General features: G+C 72.6%; 15 protein-coding genes and 1 pseudogene. 8 read left to right on the top strand and 8 right to left on the bottom strand.

What is annotated here, in order from left to right:
- Positions 1-294 precede the first annotated feature (294 nt).
- Positions 295-1,482, top strand: coding sequence for a histidine kinase (locus MRBLWH7_RS10745; protein WP_341994284.1), 1,188 nt, complete (start codon positions 295-297; stop codon positions 1,480-1,482).
- Between the two features lie 106 nt (positions 1,483-1,588).
- Positions 1,589-2,233, top strand: coding sequence for a response regulator transcription factor (locus MRBLWH7_RS10740; RefSeq protein WP_341994282.1), 645 nt, complete (start codon positions 1,589-1,591; stop codon positions 2,231-2,233).
- On the opposite strand, the gene MRBLWH7_RS10735 is transcribed toward MRBLWH7_RS10740, so the two are convergent.
- Positions 2,230-2,850 (bottom strand): hemerythrin domain-containing protein, encoded by a 621-nt coding sequence (locus MRBLWH7_RS10735; protein ID WP_341994281.1) that lies wholly within the window; start codon positions 2,848-2,850, stop codon positions 2,230-2,232. The two genes, MRBLWH7_RS10740 and MRBLWH7_RS10735, sit on opposite strands and share 4 nt — an antisense overlap.
- Positions 2,851-3,059: 209 nt before the next feature.
- On the opposite strand from MRBLWH7_RS10735, the gene MRBLWH7_RS10730 reads away from it, so the two are divergent.
- Positions 3,060-3,836 (top strand): ABC transporter ATP-binding protein, encoded by a 777-nt coding sequence (locus MRBLWH7_RS10730; RefSeq protein WP_341994279.1) that lies wholly within the window; start codon positions 3,060-3,062, stop codon positions 3,834-3,836.
- Positions 3,833-5,314: an ABC transporter permease gene (locus MRBLWH7_RS10725; protein ID WP_341994277.1), complete on the top strand. Its 1,482-nt coding sequence runs from the start codon at positions 3,833-3,835 to the stop codon at positions 5,312-5,314. Before MRBLWH7_RS10730 ends, MRBLWH7_RS10725 begins: the two co-directional genes overlap by 4 nt.
- A 106-nt stretch (positions 5,315-5,420) precedes the next feature.
- On the opposite strand, the gene MRBLWH7_RS10720 is transcribed toward MRBLWH7_RS10725, so the two are convergent.
- Together MRBLWH7_RS10720 and MRBLWH7_RS10715 are read right to left on the bottom strand one after the other, a co-directional pair.
- Positions 5,421-6,752, bottom strand: coding sequence for a hypothetical protein (locus tag MRBLWH7_RS10720; RefSeq protein ID WP_341994275.1), 1,332 nt, complete (start codon positions 6,750-6,752; stop codon positions 5,421-5,423).
- Positions 6,749-8,491, bottom strand: coding sequence for a hypothetical protein (locus MRBLWH7_RS10715; protein ID WP_341994273.1), 1,743 nt, complete (start codon positions 8,489-8,491; stop codon positions 6,749-6,751). The genes MRBLWH7_RS10720 and MRBLWH7_RS10715 overlap by 4 nt, the downstream gene beginning before the upstream one ends.
- A 140-nt stretch (positions 8,492-8,631) precedes the next feature.
- Between MRBLWH7_RS10715 and MRBLWH7_RS10710 the strand changes: the two are divergent.
- A pseudogene (locus MRBLWH7_RS10710) lies at positions 8,632-8,928 on the top strand (NADPH-dependent FMN reductase); the annotation flags it as partial.
- 48 nt (positions 8,929-8,976) lie between these two features.
- Here MRBLWH7_RS10710 and MRBLWH7_RS10705 read toward each other — a convergent pair.
- Positions 8,977-9,486 carry a hypothetical protein gene (locus MRBLWH7_RS10705; RefSeq protein ID WP_341994271.1) on the bottom strand — a complete coding sequence of 170 codons (510 nt, stop codon included), beginning with the start codon at positions 9,484-9,486 and terminating at the stop codon, positions 8,977-8,979.
- A gap of 117 nt (positions 9,487-9,603) precedes the next feature.
- Between MRBLWH7_RS10705 and MRBLWH7_RS10700 the strand changes: the two genes are divergently transcribed.
- The gene (locus tag MRBLWH7_RS10700; protein WP_341994269.1) at positions 9,604-10,245 is read left to right on the top strand and encodes a 2-phosphosulfolactate phosphatase; all 642 of its coding nucleotides are present in this window, start codon (positions 9,604-9,606) and stop codon (positions 10,243-10,245) included.
- A gap of 6 nt (positions 10,246-10,251) precedes the next feature.
- Here the strand turns inward: MRBLWH7_RS10700 and MRBLWH7_RS10695 are convergent, their stop codons facing one another.
- The 3 genes from MRBLWH7_RS10695 to MRBLWH7_RS10685 form a co-directional block, all read right to left on the bottom strand.
- Positions 10,252-10,743: a SprT-like domain-containing protein gene (locus MRBLWH7_RS10695; RefSeq protein WP_341994267.1), complete on the bottom strand. Its 492-nt coding sequence runs from the start codon at positions 10,741-10,743 to the stop codon at positions 10,252-10,254.
- A gap of 50 nt (positions 10,744-10,793) precedes the next feature.
- Positions 10,794-11,321 (bottom strand): hypothetical protein, encoded by a 528-nt coding sequence (locus tag MRBLWH7_RS10690; RefSeq protein WP_341994266.1) that lies wholly within the window; start codon positions 11,319-11,321, stop codon positions 10,794-10,796.
- 90 nt (positions 11,322-11,411) lie between these two features.
- On the bottom strand, positions 11,412-12,275 hold the full coding sequence (locus tag MRBLWH7_RS10685; protein ID WP_341994264.1) for a fused MFS/spermidine synthase: 864 nt from the start codon (positions 12,273-12,275) through the stop codon (positions 11,412-11,414).
- Positions 12,276-12,341: 66 nt separating this feature from the next.
- Between MRBLWH7_RS10685 and MRBLWH7_RS10680 the strand changes: the two genes are divergently transcribed.
- Both MRBLWH7_RS10680 and MRBLWH7_RS10675 read left to right on the top strand, forming a co-directional pair.
- A complete protein-coding gene (locus tag MRBLWH7_RS10680; RefSeq protein WP_341994262.1) occupies positions 12,342-13,097 on the top strand; it encodes a 5-oxoprolinase subunit PxpA in 756 nt (251 codons plus the stop codon).
- The gene (locus MRBLWH7_RS10675; protein WP_341994260.1) at positions 13,091-14,704 is read left to right on the top strand and encodes an urea amidolyase family protein; all 1,614 of its coding nucleotides are present in this window, start codon (positions 13,091-13,093) and stop codon (positions 14,702-14,704) included. Before MRBLWH7_RS10680 ends, MRBLWH7_RS10675 begins: the two co-directional genes overlap by 7 nt.
- 4 nt (positions 14,705-14,708) lie before the next feature.
- On the opposite strand, the gene MRBLWH7_RS10670 is transcribed toward MRBLWH7_RS10675, so the two are convergent.
- Entirely contained in the window at positions 14,709-16,916 is a 2,208-nt protein-coding gene (locus tag MRBLWH7_RS10670) for a caspase family protein (RefSeq protein WP_341994258.1), read from the bottom strand.
- Positions 16,917-16,938: the final 22 nt, after the last annotated feature.

Genomic DNA, 16,938 nt, shown 5'->3' with positions numbered 1-16,938 from the left:
TGAACCGGCTGGTGCCGTGTTCGTCCGTCCCTCGGGCGGGTCGGGCGGGTCCGATCGATGGAGCAGCCCCGCTTCCCGATCCTGGCGATCCGACGTTTCCCGTCCGTTTCGGCCTGTGACGCGACAGTAAAGCCTCACCTGGTGCGGCGCAATGGTCGGCTGGGCAGACCTTATGAATCGAGGGGACAGGATGCCGCAGCATCCGGTCCGTACATCCCTCGAATGATCCCCGCCCACGGCGGATACAGCGCGGGACGGATGCCTCGGCCCGAGGCCCTCGCGTAGCGTGAGACGGTGTTCCGCCGCCTGAAGACATCCCAGATCGTCACCGACGTCGTCGCCGCGGTCGTGTTCTTCGTGATCGCATGGCCGCTCGAGACGGTGCTGGCCAGCGGTGCGTACCGCCTCGAGTACGGTTTCGGTTCGGTCGGGCATGCGCTGTTCGGCCTGCTCATCGCCGCCCTGTTCAGCGGCGCGCTGGCACTGCGCCGGCTGTCGCCGCCGCTCGCCCTCGGCATCGCGTGGGTCGGAGCTCTCGTGCAGATGGGGCTCGGGCGCCCGCCCAGCTTCTCGGATGTCGCCATCTTCGGCGTCCTCTACGCGACCGCCGCCTACGGGTCTCGGCTCGTCTACTGGGCCGGCTTCGCCTCGGCTCTCGTCGGAGCGCTCGTGATCACCGTCTACCTCTTCGCGGGGCCGGTGTTCGCGGGGGGAGGGCTGTCGTGGCAGACACTCCCGCTCGCGCTCGTCGTGCTCGTCGCAGGTGGGTTCGCACTCGGGCTGTCGTGGACGATCGGCGCCCTCGTGCGCACCGCCGTGCGGGCGCGCGAGAACCGCGAGGCACAGCAGCGCGCCGAGGCCGAGACGGCCGCCGAGCAGGAGCGCGTGCGCATCGCGCGCGACATGCATGACGTCGTCGCCCACTCGCTCGCGGTCGTGATCGCCCAGGCCGACGGTGCGCGCTACGCGGCCGCCGCCGACCCCGCAGTCGCGACCGATGCGCTGGCGACGATCTCGAGCACCGCCCGCTCGGCGCTCGCCGACGTGCGGCTGCTGCTCGGGCAGCTGCGCCACCGTCAGGGGGATGGCCCGCAGCCCACGCTCGCCGACCTCGAGGAGTTGTACGCGCAGGTGCGCGCGGCCGGCGTGCCGCTGCGCGTGGACGTCGATCCCGCACCCCCAGGCGAGCCGACCGCGGCGGCGCAGCTCACGGTCTACCGGATCCTGCAGGAGGCGCTCACCAATGCCCTGCGCCACGGCGCTCCGGGCAGTGCGGTCGACGTGCGGCTTTCGTGGCTCCCCGACCGCGTGGAGCTCGACGTGCGCAACCCTGTCGTGCCGGGATCGCAGCCCGGCCGGTCGGGCCACGGCATCATCGGCATGCGCGAGCGCGCTCAACTCGCCGGCGGCCGGCTCGACGCGGCCGACGAGGGCGGTGCCTTCATCGTGCGGGCAACCATCCCCCTAGGAGGACCCGCATGACCCCCGTGGCACACGACGATGTCCCACTTTCCGCTGCTCAGCCCGCCGGGTGCAGACGAATTCGGGACATGAACGAAGAAGAGTGGGACACGAGAGGACGCCGGGCATGATCCGCGTCGCGCTCGTCGACGACCAGTCGCTGTTCCGCGCCGGCATCCGCATGCTGGTCGACTCGCAGCCGGACCTCGAGGTCGTGGCCGAGGCCTCCGACGGCCGCGAGGCGGTCGAAGCCGTGCGTCAGTCGCGGCCCGACGTCGTGCTCATGGACATCCGCATGCCCGTCATGGACGGCCTCGCCGCCACCGCAGAGCTCCTGACCGACCCCGAACCTCCCCGCATCGTGATGCTCACGACGTTCGACCTCGACGAGGCCGCCGCCCGCGCCATCCGCCAGGGTGCGAGCGGGTTCCTCCTCAAGGACGCCGACCCCGAGTTCCTCCTCGCCGCGATCCGCACCGTGCATTCGGGATCGGCCGTGATCGCCGCATCGGCCACTCGAGAGCTGTTCGAGAGATTCACGGATGCTGCGCCCCGGCCGGTCCCGCCCGCCTACGCCGAGCTCACCGAGCGCGAGCGCGAGATCTTCGCCCTGGCCGCACGCGGGCTCTCGAACGCCGAGATCGCGGCGCGAGAGTATCTCTCCGAGGCGACGGTGAAGACGCACATCAGCCGCATCCTCACGAAGCTCGGCCTGCGCGACCGGGTGCAGCTCGTGGTCTTCGCCTTCGAGCACGGCCTGGTCTCGGGCTAGCGCCCCTCGAGCGCGGCGCGATGGGCGGCGTACTTGCGACGGCCGATGAATCGCCACGCCAATCGCCCGGGGGCGGGCATGCGCTTGTGCAACCAGGCGTCGCCGCCGTCGGGCTGCGCGGCGAGGATCTCGCCCAGCTGCTGCCATGTCTGACCCTTGGGGATCGACTTCCTGCCGTGTTCCGAGAACCACTCGATCTCGGCCTCGGTGATCGTGTGCTCCATCACGGGGACGATGTTCGTCTCCTCGTCGGGGAGGTGCACCGCGATCGCCTCGTTCACGCCCGCGAGGGCGGCGAGCACCGGTTCGGCGTCCGACGCCGTCGCGGACCCTCGCCATGCCGGCAGTGCGCGCTCCAGCGCGGTGAGGTGCACGAGCAGCTCGGCGTGCTGCGCCTTCATGCGCTCGACGTGCGTGGCGCACGACGGTGCCCGCTCGTCGAGCGCGGGCCACAGGCGCTCGTCCTCGCCCTCGTGGTGGGCGTGCAGGCCCAGCGACAGCGTCTCGAGCTGCGTCGCGACCGCGGCGGCGTGGGCGGCGTCGCCCTCGCGGACCCGGCGAACCAGATCCGGCCCCTCGCCGAACCCGCGCCTGAAGAGCCGGTGGATCTCGACCATCCCGCTCGCATCGCACGTCTTCGGACCGCTGGGCAGATCGCCGCTCGGCGGCAGGGCGTGGCGGGCATCGGGTCTCCTCGTCGTCGAGTGGCGGGCTGCACGCGAGGCTAGTCCTGCCCGTCGACGCAGGGAAGATCATCCGCAAGATGTACCGGGATGCCTCTGCCGGCCGACGCGGGCGACACGGGGTCGTCCATAGCGTCGTGGACATGGAACTCTCATCGACCGACCTGGGCCTGGCCGCCCGGGTGCAGCAGCTCACCAAGACCTACGGAACCGGCGAGAGCGCGGTGCACGCCCTCGAGGGCGTGAGCGTCGGCATCCGCCGCGGCGAGTTCACCGCGATCATGGGCCCGTCGGGCTCGGGCAAGTCGACGCTCATGCACATCATGGCGGGGCTCGACGCGCCGTCGTCGGGGCGCGCGTGGATCGGCGACACCGATATCACGGGCCTCTCGGACCTCGAACTCACGATCCTGCGTCGCCGGCGCGTCGGGTTCGTGTTCCAGGCGTTCAACCTGGTGCCGACGCTCGACGCGCTGGGCAACATCCTGCTGCCGTTCGACCTCGACGGCCGCCGGCCCACGACGCTCGAGCGGGCCCGCATCGACGGCCTCGTCGAGCGTCTCGGCCTGGCCTCGCGCCTGAACCACCGGCCGCACCAGCTGTCCGGCGGCCAGCAGCAGCGCGTCGCGATCGCCCGCGCGCTCGCCACCTCGCCCGACCTCGTGTTCGCCGACGAGCCCACCGGCAACCTCGACTCGCGCTCGGGGCGCGAGGTGCTCGCGCTCCTGGCCGCGGCCACCCGCGAGCACCGGCAGTCGATCGCGATGGTGACGCACGACCCGGTCGCGGCTTCGCACGCCGACCGCGTGCTGTTCCTCGGCGATGGACGGATCGTTGCCGACAAGCCCCGCCAGAGCGCCGAGGAGATCTCGGCCTACATGCTCGCCTCCGAGCTCGGCGCCGTGGCGGTGACGTCATGACCGCGATCGCCGAGACGGGAAGGCGGATGCCTCGGCCCGCAGCATCCGTCCCGCGAAGCGCCGCGGCGCCCCTGGCGTGGCTTCGCGAGCGCGGCATGGGGGCGAGCATCCTGGTCGCCGCCATCTCGAGCGCGTTCGGCGCGATCCTGCTGAGCGCCACCGGGTTCATCGCCGCGGTGCTCCGCGCCGACCCGTTCATCGGCGAGAGCGGCATGCTGGCCGCAGTGCTCGCGATCATGAGCTTCCTCCTGATCGGCGTCGCGGTGTACGTCGCCGCGATCGTCACCGCCAACACGTTCGCGACGGTCATCGCCGGCCGGACGCGGCGCATCGCGCTGCTGCGCCTGATCGGCGCCTCGGCGCGCTCGCAGCGCACCGAGGTCGCCCGCCAGGGGCTCGTCGTCGGCGTCCTCGGCGCCGTGCTCGGGCTCGTCGGCGGCACTCTCGTGTCGTGGGCGGGAGTCGCGTTGGCGGGGGTTGCGTTCGGCATCGAGGACGTGGCGTACGCCGTCGTGCAGCCGGTGCTCGTGATCCCGGCCGTCGTGGTCGCGCTCACGACGTGGGCCGCGGCGTGGGCGGGCTCCCGGCGCGTGCTGACGGTGACGCCGCTGCAGGCGCTGGGCGGGTCCGTCGAGGCGTCCCACGACGCGTTCGCCCGCAGGGGAGCGCGCAACGGCGCCGCGATCACGCTGTTCGCGATCGGCGGGGCGCTGCTCGCGGGCGGCATCGCGATCGGCCTCGTGTCGCCGCTCGGGGTCATCGTGGCGTTCTTCGGCGGGATCTTCTCGTTCACCGGCCTCGCGCTCGGCGCGACCCTCGTGATGCCGCCGGTGCTGCGGCTGCTCGGCAGAGTCTTCGGGTCGTCGGCGACGGCGCGCCTCGCGTCAGAGAACGCCCTCCGATACCCCGAGCGCTCGAGCCGCATGGCGATCGGCGTCGTGATGGGAGTGACGCTCGTGACGATGTTCGCGGTCGCCCTCGAGACCGTGAAGGCCGTGCTGACGACGTCGGCGGGCGGCGAGGCTCCGCAGGAGATGACCACGCTTCTCGACACGTTCGCCGGGATCATGATGGGCCTCGTCGCGGTGTCGGCGGTGATCGCCGCGGTCGGGCTCGTGAACCTCCTCACGATCGGCGTGGTGCAGCGCCGACGCGAGCTGGGGCTGCTGCGGGCGCTCGGCGTCTCGACCGGGCAGGTGCGCCGCATGGTGCTGCTCGAGGCCGCGCACATCACGATCACGGCGACGGTCACGGGGCTCGTGCTCGGCATCGCCTACGGCTGGGCGGGCGCGCAGTCGCTCCTGGGCGCCGTGCCGATGCCGCCGTCGTTCTCGGCGCCGACGCTCGTCGCCCCCGCCGTGCCATGGCTCCCGGTGGCGATCATCGTGGTCGCGACGGCGGTGCTCACCCTCGTCGCCGCGGTGGTGCCGACGCGGCTCGCGACCCGGGTCGCGCCGGTCGAGGCGCTCGCGGACTGAGACCGGCGGTTCCCCTCGTTCGCTGAGCGAAGGGCGCTCCAGCGCCCGAAGTCGAAGCACCTCGTGTATTCGCGATGGTCCGGGGCGTATCGACTCGCGAGCTCGCTCACCGAGCGGGGGGAACGAACGGCACCTGACGGAAGGGGCCACGCGCGGCGTCGGCCACGAGCTCGATCCACTCCTCGCCGGCCGTGAGGTCGTCGGTCGAGTAGAGGTCGGCGACCTCGCGGAGAGCGGTGAGGAGCTGCTCCTGCGGCACCGCGCCGTCGCCCTTGCCGTGGACGTCCTGGCGGGTCGACATGACCGCCGCGAGCCGGGGACGGTTCGCCTCACGGGCCTTCCACAGCGCGTGCAGAGAGCGGGGCGTGGCGTTGCGGCTGCCGTGATGACCGACCTTGTACAGGTCGATGCGGGAGAGCCGCTCGCGCAGCTGCGGCTCATCCTTCAGCCGCTCCAGCGTCAGCCGCCAGTTCTCGATCTGCGCGTCGCCCGGGAACAGCATCGACAGGCCGTCGACCTCGAGCAGCAGGATGATGCTCGTGTTGTTGAGGGCGTCGTCGAGGTCCCGCACCAGGCGGGCGGCCGAGTGCGACCGCTGGTTCGCGAGGCGGTCGATGAGCCAGCGCACCGGCCCCGGGCCGTGCGAGATGGGCGCGGGGGCGTCGGCGCCGGCGTCGGCGGCCGCGCCGACCACGCGCAGCGAGGCGCCGAGGGCGGCGAGCCAGTACTCCGGGTCGTCCTCGCGCTGCTTGGCGACGCGCGGATCCTGGTCGACCGTGGGCGGGCCGAGCACGGTCGCCCGCATCCCCGGGACCACGTCGTCGATGCCCGACTCCATCCCGGCGTGCAGATAGCGGCCCCGCTCACCCGCGGAGAGCTCGTCCAGGAGCGCCACCGCCTCGGCGTTCTTGAGCTGGTCCTCGGCGGCGGCCTTGACGTCGTCGTCGAGGCCGACGAGCTGCGTCAGCTTCGCCACGTGCTCCTGGGCCTGCGCGAGCAGCGCGGCGTACCGCACAGAGGCTCTGCTGAGGCCGTTGGGCGGCTCGGCGGCATCCAGCCCCGCCCCGTCCGGGCCGTTCGCGGTCGCCGACAGCCGGGGATCCTCGGTCCACGATCGCAGCACGAGCTTCGGAGCGAGCTTCTTCATGATCGCCGCGCCGGCGTCGACCTCGAACCCGCGCAGATGATCGCGGTGCCGGTGGGTCACCACGAGCACGTCGAGCTCGCCCCCGGTGTGCTTCTCGATGAGGGCGGCGACGTCGCCCATGCGGCCGCGGGCCATGCCCTCGCGGGGCGAACGGCTGGTGCCGTAGTCGATGAGGATGTGCCGCTCGGCGCGGCCGTCGGCCAGGGGCGCGTCGTACTCGACCGACACCAGGAAGCAGTCGCCGAAGCCGACCTGGTACATGCGGACGCGAACGCGTGTCGGAGTGCTCACCATGTCTCCCCGGAGCTCTGCTCGGTGCGATGCAGCTCGGCGAACGTCTGTCCGCGGGCGGCGCCGTCCGAGAAGCCGAGACGTCGCTTCGCGTCGATGCGGCCGGTGCGGGCGAGGTGGTCGAGCCGCAGCTGCTGACGGCGCCAGTCGTCGAGGCGCTTGTGGATGTGCAGCTTGAGCCGGCCGAACTGGTCGAAGATCAGCGTTCCGCCGCCGAACAGCTGAACGGGCGTGTGCGGATCGATCGCGGGGGAGAGCTCGAGCCCCGACTCGTCGGTGAACTCGCGGGCCGTCATGTCGGCCATCTGCACGTACGTGGCCACCGACTCCGGCACGATCAGCCCGTCGGGACCGATCCGCTGCGTCGGCAGCACCGACTCGATCACGGTGTAGTAGTCCGTCGACACGTCGAGGCGGCGGGCGTTCTGCCAGAGGAACCGCGACACCTCGTCGCGGTCGCTGCGGAGCCCTGCGAAGTTGATACCGAGGTAGCGCGGCGGCAGCTCCGACTCGAGCACATCGGTCACGCGACCGGACGGGAGCTTGATTCCGGCCTTGGCGAACCCGTCGACGAGGAGCTTCCGGTAGCCGAGGTCGTCGTCGGGCACGACCTCGTGGTCGGCCAGCAGCACCGCGTTGAGCAGGTCGCCGAAGTCGAACTCGACGGGCGGCAGGTAGTCGAGGCCGCGGATCAGCATCGTGAGCAGCTGCGACGCCGCCTTCGCGCCCTCCTCGGCGGCGCGCGCGCGGTCGACCGTGACGCCCTTGCCCGTCACAGCCTCCCCGTTCCGCCGCGAGAACAGCGCCTGCAGCCGCTTGTCCCAGATCTCGATGAGCAGATCGAACGCGACCGCCACGAGCACCTCGCCGCGCCGGTGCGGCTCGAGGAAGTCGGTCCGCTTCGCCCAGTCGGCGGGAGGCGGGTTCAGCGCCGACTCCCGCAGCGCGCCGCGGCCCTGCGTCAGCACGCTGCCGATCTGCTCGGCGACACGGGCGAGCATGTTCTTGCGCAGCGCCTCGGGCTCCACATGGCTGCGCGGGATGCGTCCGCTCTTGTCGGGCTTGCCGAGCGCCTGCTCGATGACGGGGCGCATCGAGAACACCGACAGCAGCGCGACGATGTCCGCGAACCCCTCGTGGAACGCGGCCTGGTCGGGCAGGCTCGGCTCGAGGAACCGGCCGCGCAGCCCGTCGAGCACCGCGTGCGTCGTCTCGTGCACCACGACGTCGTGGCTCAGGCAGGTGTAGATCGCCTCGCCGGTCGGGTCTGCCGGCGGCACGTAGCCGAACAGCAGCGCGCGATCCTCGAACGAGTAGTACGCGTTCGCCTCGGCGAACGCGTGCGGCACGAGGAACAGCTGGTGGCTGCGAAAGCCCCAGGGCAGGCGCCGGCCCAGGGCCGTCTCGAACGTGGCGAGCGTCCGCGCCGCGGTGGCGTACACGTGCTGCGCATGGAAGGCCCAGTCGGTGCGCAGCACGTCGTCGCCGGCCTCCGCGAACAGGTCGTCCTTGCCCAGCGGCTCGTGCTTGACGTACCGGCCGGTCGCGGTGTCGTAGTCCACCACGTGCAGCCGTGCACCGCGGGGCCCGTCCTCCATGCGCGACCACGGCACTTTCACGGTGGCGGTGAGGATCCGGTCGTCGTCCCCGCTGACCGACGGATCCTGCGCGATGAGCCGCAGCGTCACATGCGTCCGCGGTTCGTCGGCCGGTTCCGCGAAATCGACACCGTCCGCCATGTCACACCCCCAGGGTCTACGGCTCCACAATGCAGCGACATTCCCCGCTCTGGAAGAGGGGCGGCGCGCGGGGGTGATACCTCGACGCCGCGAGCGCAAGGGGGTGCCTGGGCCGAGGGGCGCCGGTGCAGGCTGGCGCCATGAAGATCGAGATCGTTGAGCACGAACCGCCGTACCGCGTCGGCGTGATCGTCGGCAGCCTCTCTCGCGAGTCCGTCAACCGGCGACTCGCCGGGGCGCTTCAGCGCCTCGCGCCCGCGGAGCTGGAGTTCTTCGAGATCGCCTACGCCGACCTTCCCCTGTACAACTGCGACCTCGACGCGGATTACCCGCAGGTCGCGCGCGACTTCAAGGAGGCCGTGCGCTCGGCCGACGCCGTGCTCTTCGTGACGCCCGAGTACAACCGATCCATCCCGGGGCCGCTCAAGAACGCGATCATTCCGCAGGAGTGAGGCCGGACGGATGCTGCGGCCGCAGCATCCGTGTCACTCTTCGCTGCTGACTTCGGGGTCGTGGGCCCACGTGGGCGCGAGGGCGCGCACGCGCGCTGCCCGCCACTGCCACATGCCCCACAGCACCGGCCACAGGAGGGGTGCGGTGGGGCCGCCGATCACCAGCCGATCGCGCCACAGCGTCTTGCCGGGCTGACCGGGCGCCGGCGACACCGCCATCTGGTGGTCCCACACGTCGAGGCTCGCGAGCGGACCCGTGATCGGGATGCCGCTGTCGCGGAAGATCCGGACACGGCCGTCGGGTTCGTCGACCGAGCGGTCGCTGACATGGATGAGCTGCCGCCCCATCGGCACCGCGCCGAACGCGGACAGCTGCACCGGCACGTCGTCGCCCGGCGTCCACGAGGTCGGCAGTCCGCTCGGAACCAGCGGCGCGAGGTCCATCAGCGGGCCGTAGAGCTCGGCCACCGCGCGGGGCGAGTGCACCGCGCGCCATGCGGCGTCGGCATCGCAGTCGATCACGAACTTCAGCAGGATCCGCATGCGCTCCAGTGTCGCACCCGCCGCCCTCAGCGAATCCGGGGTTGCGCCGAGCGCAGACGGCTCTCACCCCCGCGGTGTCCGACGGGAGGACGGATGCCGCCGCCCTACGCTGGACGGATGCCCGAGAGCCCGTTCGACCAGCGCCGCTACCAGGTCCGTCACGACTGGGGGATCGAGGGGCTGCGGCGCCTTGCGCCCGCCGACGTCGTCGTGGTGGTCGACGTGCTGCGGTTCTCGACAGCGGTCACCGACGCTGTGACCGGGGGTGACAGCGTCGCCTTCGACGGGAGTGCGCACGCGGTGTCGATCAACGGTGCGGCAGTGGCTCAGGCGGCGGGAGAGAGCGGAGCCGTGGTGCTGCTCGGATGCCTCCGCAACGCGGCCGCGGTCGCCCGGGCGGTGCTCGACATCCAGCACGAGCGCGCCGCACGCACCAGCATCGCCGTGATCGCGGCGGGCGAGCTCGCCGGAAGCGCGACCGGTGCTCCGCTGCGGTTCGCGGTCGAGGACCACCTCGGCGCCGGCGCGATCGTCGGCGCCCTCGGCACCCTCGGCGTCGACCACACCTCACCGGAAGCAGCGGCCGCGTGCGAGGCGTTCCGCGGGCTGCGCGGCGCCGTACGCCACCTGCTCACCGCCGCCGGCTCGGGCCAGGAGCTTCTCGCCCGCGACGCCCGCGACGAGGTGCTGAACGCGGCCGCGGTGGACGCAGCATCCGTCGTCCCGATCCTGCGCGACGGGGCGTTCGTCGCGTACTGACGCGGGTCAGTCGCGCGGCGTCATCGCGGCCAGGCGGGTCGCGCGGGTGATCTCGCGGCGGGTCCAGGTGAAGGCGTGGCGCTCGTCGAAGTGCGGGGCGCACTTGGCGCACGACGTCGGCCTGGTCGCCTTGCGATGGCGGTAGGCCACATGGCCCGCGGGACACACGCCGATCCACGGGGCGAGCTCGGTCGCCGTCTCGCCGCTGTGGGTCGTACCGCCGACGTAGCCGAGGTCGCGGGCGACGGCCTTCCATCGCGCACCATGGCCGGCACGTGGACCGGCCAGCGCGTGGGCGACCTCGTGCAGCAGCGTCTGGTGGTTGGTGTCGTCGTCGTACCGCGCGGCGAGGTAGCGCGAGACGCTGATGCGCTTGTGCGTGTAGTCGCACAGCCCCGCCCGGCGCTTCGCGTTGTCGAACGCGAAGCTCCACGAGTCGTCGAGGTGGAGCGCGATGAGGGCCTCGCCCCAGTGCCGCACGCGATGCAGATCCGACATGTGCGCGAGACTAGAACGTATCTCCGACACTCCGGCTGACGGCGCCCACCTCAGCTGGCGACGGATGCCGCGGCCCGGCGCCGGTCGGCGGCGTCGATGGCGAGGAGGGTCGACTCGAGCTGGTCCTCGGTGGCGCCGGACTCCTGGCGCAGGAACAGGGCGCGCTTGAAGTCCTTGCGGGCCGCCTCGAAGTCGCCGGCGTCGTAGTTGACCTTGCCGCGGTGCTGGTACGCGAAGGCGCCGATGCCGGCCCACCCCTGCCCGTCGGCCTCCTGGGCGCACGTGGTGAGCTCCTGCTCGGCGGCGCCGTACGCGCCGCGCGCCTGCAGCACGGTCGCGTGGAGGATGCGGGCTCGCAGTAGGTCCTTCCGGGTGCCGGCCATGCGCGCGACGCGCACCGACTGCTCCGAGATGACGAGGGCCTCGTCGGCGCGGTCGAGGACCTTGAGCAGCCACACCCGCTCGAGCAGCGCCGGAAGACTCCGCTGGTCGCCGATCTCCTCCAGCCGCTCCCTGCACTGGCTCGCGTTCACCTTCTCGCGGAGAGTGTCGGGATCGTACCCGCTGATGTAGCTCACGTCTGACTCCCTTCGCCGCGCCGGTGGCGTATCCAGTCTGCCTTGCCGCCTCCCCGGTGGCGGTCGTGCCACGCCGCGTCGCGGCATCCGTCAGCGCAGGAAGACGGATGCCGAGGGCTTGGGCGAGGGCGTCGCGTCGGCGTCGGTCGCGACCCGCGCGCCGCGCGCGAACTCGTCGAGCTCCCGTCCCTCGGCGACCTTCGCGGGGTGCGGCCCGGCGGCCATGAGGCGCGGGAGCCACTCGGTCGGAAGCGGCGCTCGGGATGCAGCGATCACGAGGTTGCCGAAACGACGGCCCTTGAGCGTCTGTACCTCCGCCAGCACGATGACGTGCTCGAGCACGGTCTGCACCGTCGCGACCTCGCGGCGCGCGAACGCGAGTCCGGCGCCGTCGGCGACGTTGACCAGCAGCACGCCGTCCGGCGCGAGGAATCTCGTCGCCTCCGTGAAGAACTCCACCGTGGTGAGGTGCGCGGGCGTCTGCGCGCCGGAGTAGACGTCTGAGACGACGAGGTCGGCCGCCCCCACCAGGCCCGCGGGCAGGCGCCCGAGCGTTTCGCGCGCGTCGCCGATCCGCACGCGGATCGAGGCGCCGCGCGGGAGCGGCAGGTTCTCGCGCACCAGATCCCACAGCGCCGGCTCGAGCTCGACGACCTGCTGCCGTGAGCCCGGCCGCGTGTGCTCGATGTAGCGCGGGATCGTCAGGGCGCCGGCGCCCAGATGGATCGCGGTGAGCGGCTGCCCAGGCATCCGCAGCCGGTCGATGACGGCGCCCATGCGCGCGACGTACTCGAAGTGCAGGTGCGTCGGATCGTCGAGATCGACATGCGACTGCGGTGTGCCGTCGACGTCGAGCTCCCACCCGCCGCCGAACGGCGAGCGGACGACGCGGGCGAGGGTGCCGTCCGACAGCCGGACGGAGGGGACGGATGCCTCTTCCCTCGCGCGTGCCATGCGCTCCACGTTAGCCGCCTCCGGTTCCGCACCGCCGACCGCGGGGCCCCGCAGTACCGTTGAGGAATGGCGGCGATCGACCTCAACGCGGACCTCGGCGAGACTGTCGACGGGCTGCCCACGGCCGACGACGAGGCGATGTTCGCGGTCATCTCGAGCGCGAACGTGGCCTGCGGCGGGCACGCGGGCGACGCGGCCTCGATGCGCGAGGCGGTGCTGCGCGCCGAGCGGTTCGGGGTCGCCGTCGGGGCGCACCCCTCCTATCCCGATCCCGGGAACTTCGGGCGCATCGCCGTCGTGATCGACCCCGCCGAGCTCACCGCCACGGTCGCACGGCAGCTCGCCGCCCTGGCCGGTGCCGGTGCCGACCTCCGCTACGTCAAGCCGCACGGCGCGCTGTACCACGCGGTGACCGCCGACCGGGTGCAGGCCCGAGCCGTCGCCCGGGCGATCGCGGACGGCTCGGCGCTGGTCGGCCGGCCTCTGCCCGTGCTGGGCCTGCCCGGCGAGATCGAGCGTGCCGCAGCATCCGTCGGTCTGCCGTTCGTCCGCGAGGCGTTCCTCGATCGGGGCTATCTGCCGGACGGCTCGCTCGTGCCGCGCACGCAGCCGGGTGCCCTGCTCGACGACCCCGGGCTGGTGGCGGAGCGGGCCGTGCGCCTCGCGCGCGAGGGCGTGGTCGAGGCGGTCGACGGCTCACTCGTGCGAGCGGATGCCGCGTCCCTGTGCGTGCACGGCGACTCGCCGTCGGCCGTCCACATGGCCCGCGCCGTGCGCGCGGCGCTGGACGCCGCCGGCGTGGAGGTGCGGGCGCCGTGGTGACTCCGCGCGTGCGGCCGATGGGGGAGCGCGCGTTCCTCCTCGAGGTCGGCGCGCTCGACGAGGTGCTGCCGCTGCACGCCGCGCTCGCCGCCTCGCGGCCCGCGGGGGTGACTGATCTCGTGCCGGCGGCGCGCACGGTGCTCGTGCGGATCGATCCGCGGGTGCTCCCTGTGGCCACCGCCCGCGCGTGGGCGCTCGCCGCGGCCACGACGGCGGTGCAGGAGACGGATGCTGCGGCCCCGATCGTCGAGCTCGACATCGCGTACGACGGCGTCGACCTGGCCGACACCGCACGACTGCTGGGCGTCGAGGTCGACGAGCTCGTGCGGCGCCATGCCGAGGCGGACTGGCGGGTGGCGTTCACCGGTTTCGCCCCGGGTTTCGGCTACCTCGTGAGCGACGACTGGCCGTTCGATGTGCCGCGACGGGAGTCGCCCCGCACCCGCGTGCCCGCCGGCTCCGTCGGCCTCGCCGGCGTCTTCAGCGGCGCGTACCCCCGCGACACCCCGGGCGGCTGGCGGCTCATCGGCACGACCGCGGCACGCCTGTTCGATCCGGATGCCGCGTCCCCTGCGCTGCTCGAACCGGGCGCGCGCGTGCGGTTCCGCCCGAGAGCCCGACGGGCCTCGGTGGAATCAGGAGATCTGGCGAGAACAGGACAAGACGCGCCGGACCCTCCTGATCTCGCCGGATCTCCTGAGCTCGCGGGACAGGGAGGGCGGCCCGCGGCGGCGGGTCGCAGCATCCGTGTCGTCGAACCGGGCCTCCTGACGACCGTGCAGGATCTCGGGCGCGAAGGCGCGGCGTCCGTCGGCGTCGCGGTGTCGGGGGGCCTCGACCGCGGGGCGTTGCGCACCGCGAACCGTCTCGTCGGCAACCCCGAGGGAGCCGCCGGGCTCGAGGTGACGATGGGCGGGCTGCGCGTCGCGGCGGGTTCCGACCTCTGGGTCGCGGTGACGGGCGCGTGGGGCACGGTGCGCATCGACGGGCGCGAGGTGGATCCGTACGAGGCCCACGCGTGGCCGGGCGGCGCCGAGCTCCACCTCGACTGGTTCGCGCACGGCGCGCGCGGCTATGTCGCCGTCCGCGGCGGACTCGACGCACGGGTTGCGCTCGGCTCGCGGGCGACGGATCTGCTCGCGGGGCTCGGGCCCGCGGCACTGCGCGCCGGCGACGTCGTGGGCGTGCGCGACGACGCGGCGGCGCCGATCCCCGTCGCGCCTCCCGGCGGGTGGGGAGCGCCCCACGACGATGAGCTCGAACTCGAGCTCGCGCCGGGTCCGCGCGCCGACTGGTTCGCCCCCGCGGCGCTCGCGACCCTCTACGACACGGTGTGGACCGTCTCGAACCACGCGGACCGCGTGGGCGCACGCCTCGACGGGCCGGAGCTCGCGCGTGTGCGCACCGGCGAGCTGGCGAGCGAGGGCATGGTGCCGGGCGCGCTGCAGGTGCCGCCCAGCGGCCGGCCGACGATCCTGCTCGCCGACGGCCCGGTGACGGGCGGCTACCCCGTGATCGCGGTCGTGACCGATGCGAGCCTCGACCTCGTCGCCCAGGCCCGCCCGGGCACCCGCATCCGCTTCCGGCACGCACGGCCGGCGGGCTGACGCACTACGGGGAGCCGGACTCCAGCAGGTCGGCGGTGGCCCGCAGGATTGCGACGATCGCCGCGGTGCGCACGTCGGCCGGCGAACGCTGACCGTCGGGATCGACGGTGATCTTCTGCTTCTCGACGGTGTCGTGCAACGACGTCAGCAGCACCCTAGAGCCGAGCGAGCCGGCGGCCGAGAGCAGCGGCCGCTGCTCGTAGTCGTCGTCGATGATGTCGAAGACGGCGGCGACGAACTCGCTGTTGGTGAGGCCGGGGCTCTTCGCCAGCACGGCGAGCGCCGCGGTCGTGAACACGCCGTGCCCGTTCGTCTCGAGCGCCACCTGATCGGGCTGACACGCGCTGACGAGCACCTCGCGCTGGTCGCCGCGGGGCGCCGGGGCTTCGGCGGCGCGGTCGGTCTCGACGGCGACGACGCGGTCCCACGCGGCGCGGCGGAACTCGTCGCCGAGCGCGGCGGCCCGCTTGCTGCGGAAGGCCTCCTCCTCCTCGCCGTCCAGCACCGTCATGCGGGGCGTCGTGCCGGCGGGATACTGGATCGCGCCGAACTCCGAGCGCGTGAGGCCGCGGTTGACGGTTCCCGAGTGGCACGAGTCGAAGAACAGCGTCGCCGCGACACCGTCGGGGATCGCGTCCCAGATCGCGCCGAGGTCGTCGTCGACGATGAGCTCGCCCGAGCGGAAGTCGACGGGACAGAGCGCTTCGTCGCTCGCGCCGAACGCGTCGGTCTCGTCGCTGTCGAGGTCGGGGACGAACGTGCCGTGCCCGGCGAACTGGATGGCGACGACGTCCCCGTCCCGCGCGCTCGAGACCTTGTCGAGCATCGCCCGCAGGATCTCGTCGCGCGTCGCATCGCCGTCGCGGATGTACTCGACGTCGAACTCCGCGGCCTCGAGGGCCGCGCCCCACGCGTCGGCGTCGGCCACGCAGCCGCCGAGCGGGTCCTTCGGGTACTTGTCGATCCCGATGCACAGCGCGAGCTTGCGCGGCACGGCACCGCGCACCCCCGTCGGCTCGGGCCGGGGCGTGCGCGAGCTCCCGCTTTCGAGCACGACCTCTCGCGCCCGCTTCGGGAAGTCCGCGACACCGTCTGGCTCGTCGCTGTCGGGGACGCCGACGACGCGGCGCGCGAGGCTCATCATCGTCTCGACGTCGTTGTCGAAATCGCCGTGGGAGGTCGCCTGCGTGCTGCTGAGACGGCCCTTCGAGATCGGCCCCTTCACGAGGCGGCCGGGATCGTCGCCGAGGTAGGCCATCGTCCTGCCGGCACTGCGGAGATGCTCGTCCAAGCCGAGGATCTTGGCACCGCGCTCGGCCTCGAACGCCCGCGAGACCAGATACAGCAGCGACTTGCGGTAGACCCCGGCGGTGTTGTCCCGCTTCTCGTGGGTCTCGTCCATCGTGAAGATCGCGACGTCGTGGATCTTCCCGCTCTCGGCCAGGGGCAGCAGCGTCGCCTCGAAGGTGTCGAGCCGCACGGCCGGCGCGAGGAATGTGACGCTCGCGACGTGATCGACGGCATCGGCGCCGTCGAACAGGCGGGGGACGAAGTGCGAGTGGTAGATCGATCCGGCGCTGTGCCCGGCGACGTGGATCTCGATCGCCCCCTGATTGGCCGCCATGTACTCGCGCAGCGCGGCGGCGAGGACGTCCGCGCCGCCGCGGTTCCCGTCCTTCATCGCGGGGAGGCAGGCCGCCGCCGAGTCCAGCTTCATGTCGTCCCAGAACTTGCGCCCGCCGAGCACACGCGCGGCGGCTTCGACGGCGCGATCCGTGATGTCGGTGAACCCCCGCTTGCCGGTGGCCTTCCCCGAGATGACGTCGGCGAGCGTCGTCATGAGCCCGCTCTCCCAGACCAGGTGGATGGGGTACACGCCGTTCTTCTTCCACCACGCGACCTGGTGGTGGGCCGTCAGCAGCCCGGCGCCCTTGTCGGTGAGTCCGCCGTGCGCCCAGATCAGCACAGGGACCGGTGGCGGCACGTCCCCCTTCGGCGCCTTCTTCGCCTGCTGCTCGACGAACGCGGCGAGGTCGGTCGCGACGATCCGGCGCACGTCGTCAGCGGTGGTCGCGAACTCCTCGACGGTTCGGGGCTTGGCCGCCGGCGTCGTCGCGAGCTTGCCGTCCGCGGTGTGGACGACGTGCTTGCGGAGCGCGGCCAGATCCGCCGCGCTCAGGGTCGCTCCGCGGGAGGCTGTGGTGGTGGGCATGGTGTCACGTCCTGTCTGCTGA

It is taken from the genome of Microbacterium sp. LWH7-1.2 (assembly GCF_038397755.1).
Taxonomy (GTDB): domain Bacteria; phylum Actinomycetota; class Actinomycetes; order Actinomycetales; family Microbacteriaceae; genus Microbacterium.
Note: the sequence above shows the minus strand (reverse complement) of the source record. Positions and strands in the feature narration are given on the sequence as shown.

Excerpts from the sequence above, each read along its gene's own strand:
- MRBLWH7_RS10740 (WP_341994282.1), top strand. The coding sequence starts at position 1,589 with ATGATCCGCGTCGCGCTCGTCGACGACCAGTCGCTGTTCCGCGCCGGC.
- MRBLWH7_RS10735 (WP_341994281.1), bottom strand. The coding sequence starts at position 2,850 with ATGGTCGAGATCCACCGGCTCTTCAGGCGCGGGTTCGGCGAGGGGCCG.
- MRBLWH7_RS10730 (WP_341994279.1), top strand. The coding sequence starts at position 3,060 with ATGGAACTCTCATCGACCGACCTGGGCCTGGCCGCCCGGGTGCAGCAG.
- MRBLWH7_RS10725 (WP_341994277.1), top strand. The coding sequence starts at position 3,833 with ATGACCGCGATCGCCGAGACGGGAAGGCGGATGCCTCGGCCCGCAGCA.
- MRBLWH7_RS10715 (WP_341994273.1), bottom strand. The coding sequence starts at position 8,491 with ATGGCGGACGGTGTCGATTTCGCGGAACCGGCCGACGAACCGCGGACG.
- MRBLWH7_RS10705 (WP_341994271.1), bottom strand. The coding sequence starts at position 9,486 with ATGCGGATCCTGCTGAAGTTCGTGATCGACTGCGATGCCGACGCCGCA.
- MRBLWH7_RS10700 (WP_341994269.1), top strand. The coding sequence starts at position 9,604 with ATGCCCGAGAGCCCGTTCGACCAGCGCCGCTACCAGGTCCGTCACGAC.
- MRBLWH7_RS10695 (WP_341994267.1), bottom strand. The coding sequence starts at position 10,743 with ATGTCGGATCTGCATCGCGTGCGGCACTGGGGCGAGGCCCTCATCGCG.
- MRBLWH7_RS10685 (WP_341994264.1), bottom strand. The coding sequence starts at position 12,275 with ATGGCACGCGCGAGGGAAGAGGCATCCGTCCCCTCCGTCCGGCTGTCG.
- MRBLWH7_RS10680 (WP_341994262.1), top strand. The coding sequence starts at position 12,342 with ATGGCGGCGATCGACCTCAACGCGGACCTCGGCGAGACTGTCGACGGG.
- MRBLWH7_RS10670 (WP_341994258.1), bottom strand. The coding sequence starts at position 16,916 with ATGCCCACCACCACAGCCTCCCGCGGAGCGACCCTGAGCGCGGCGGAT.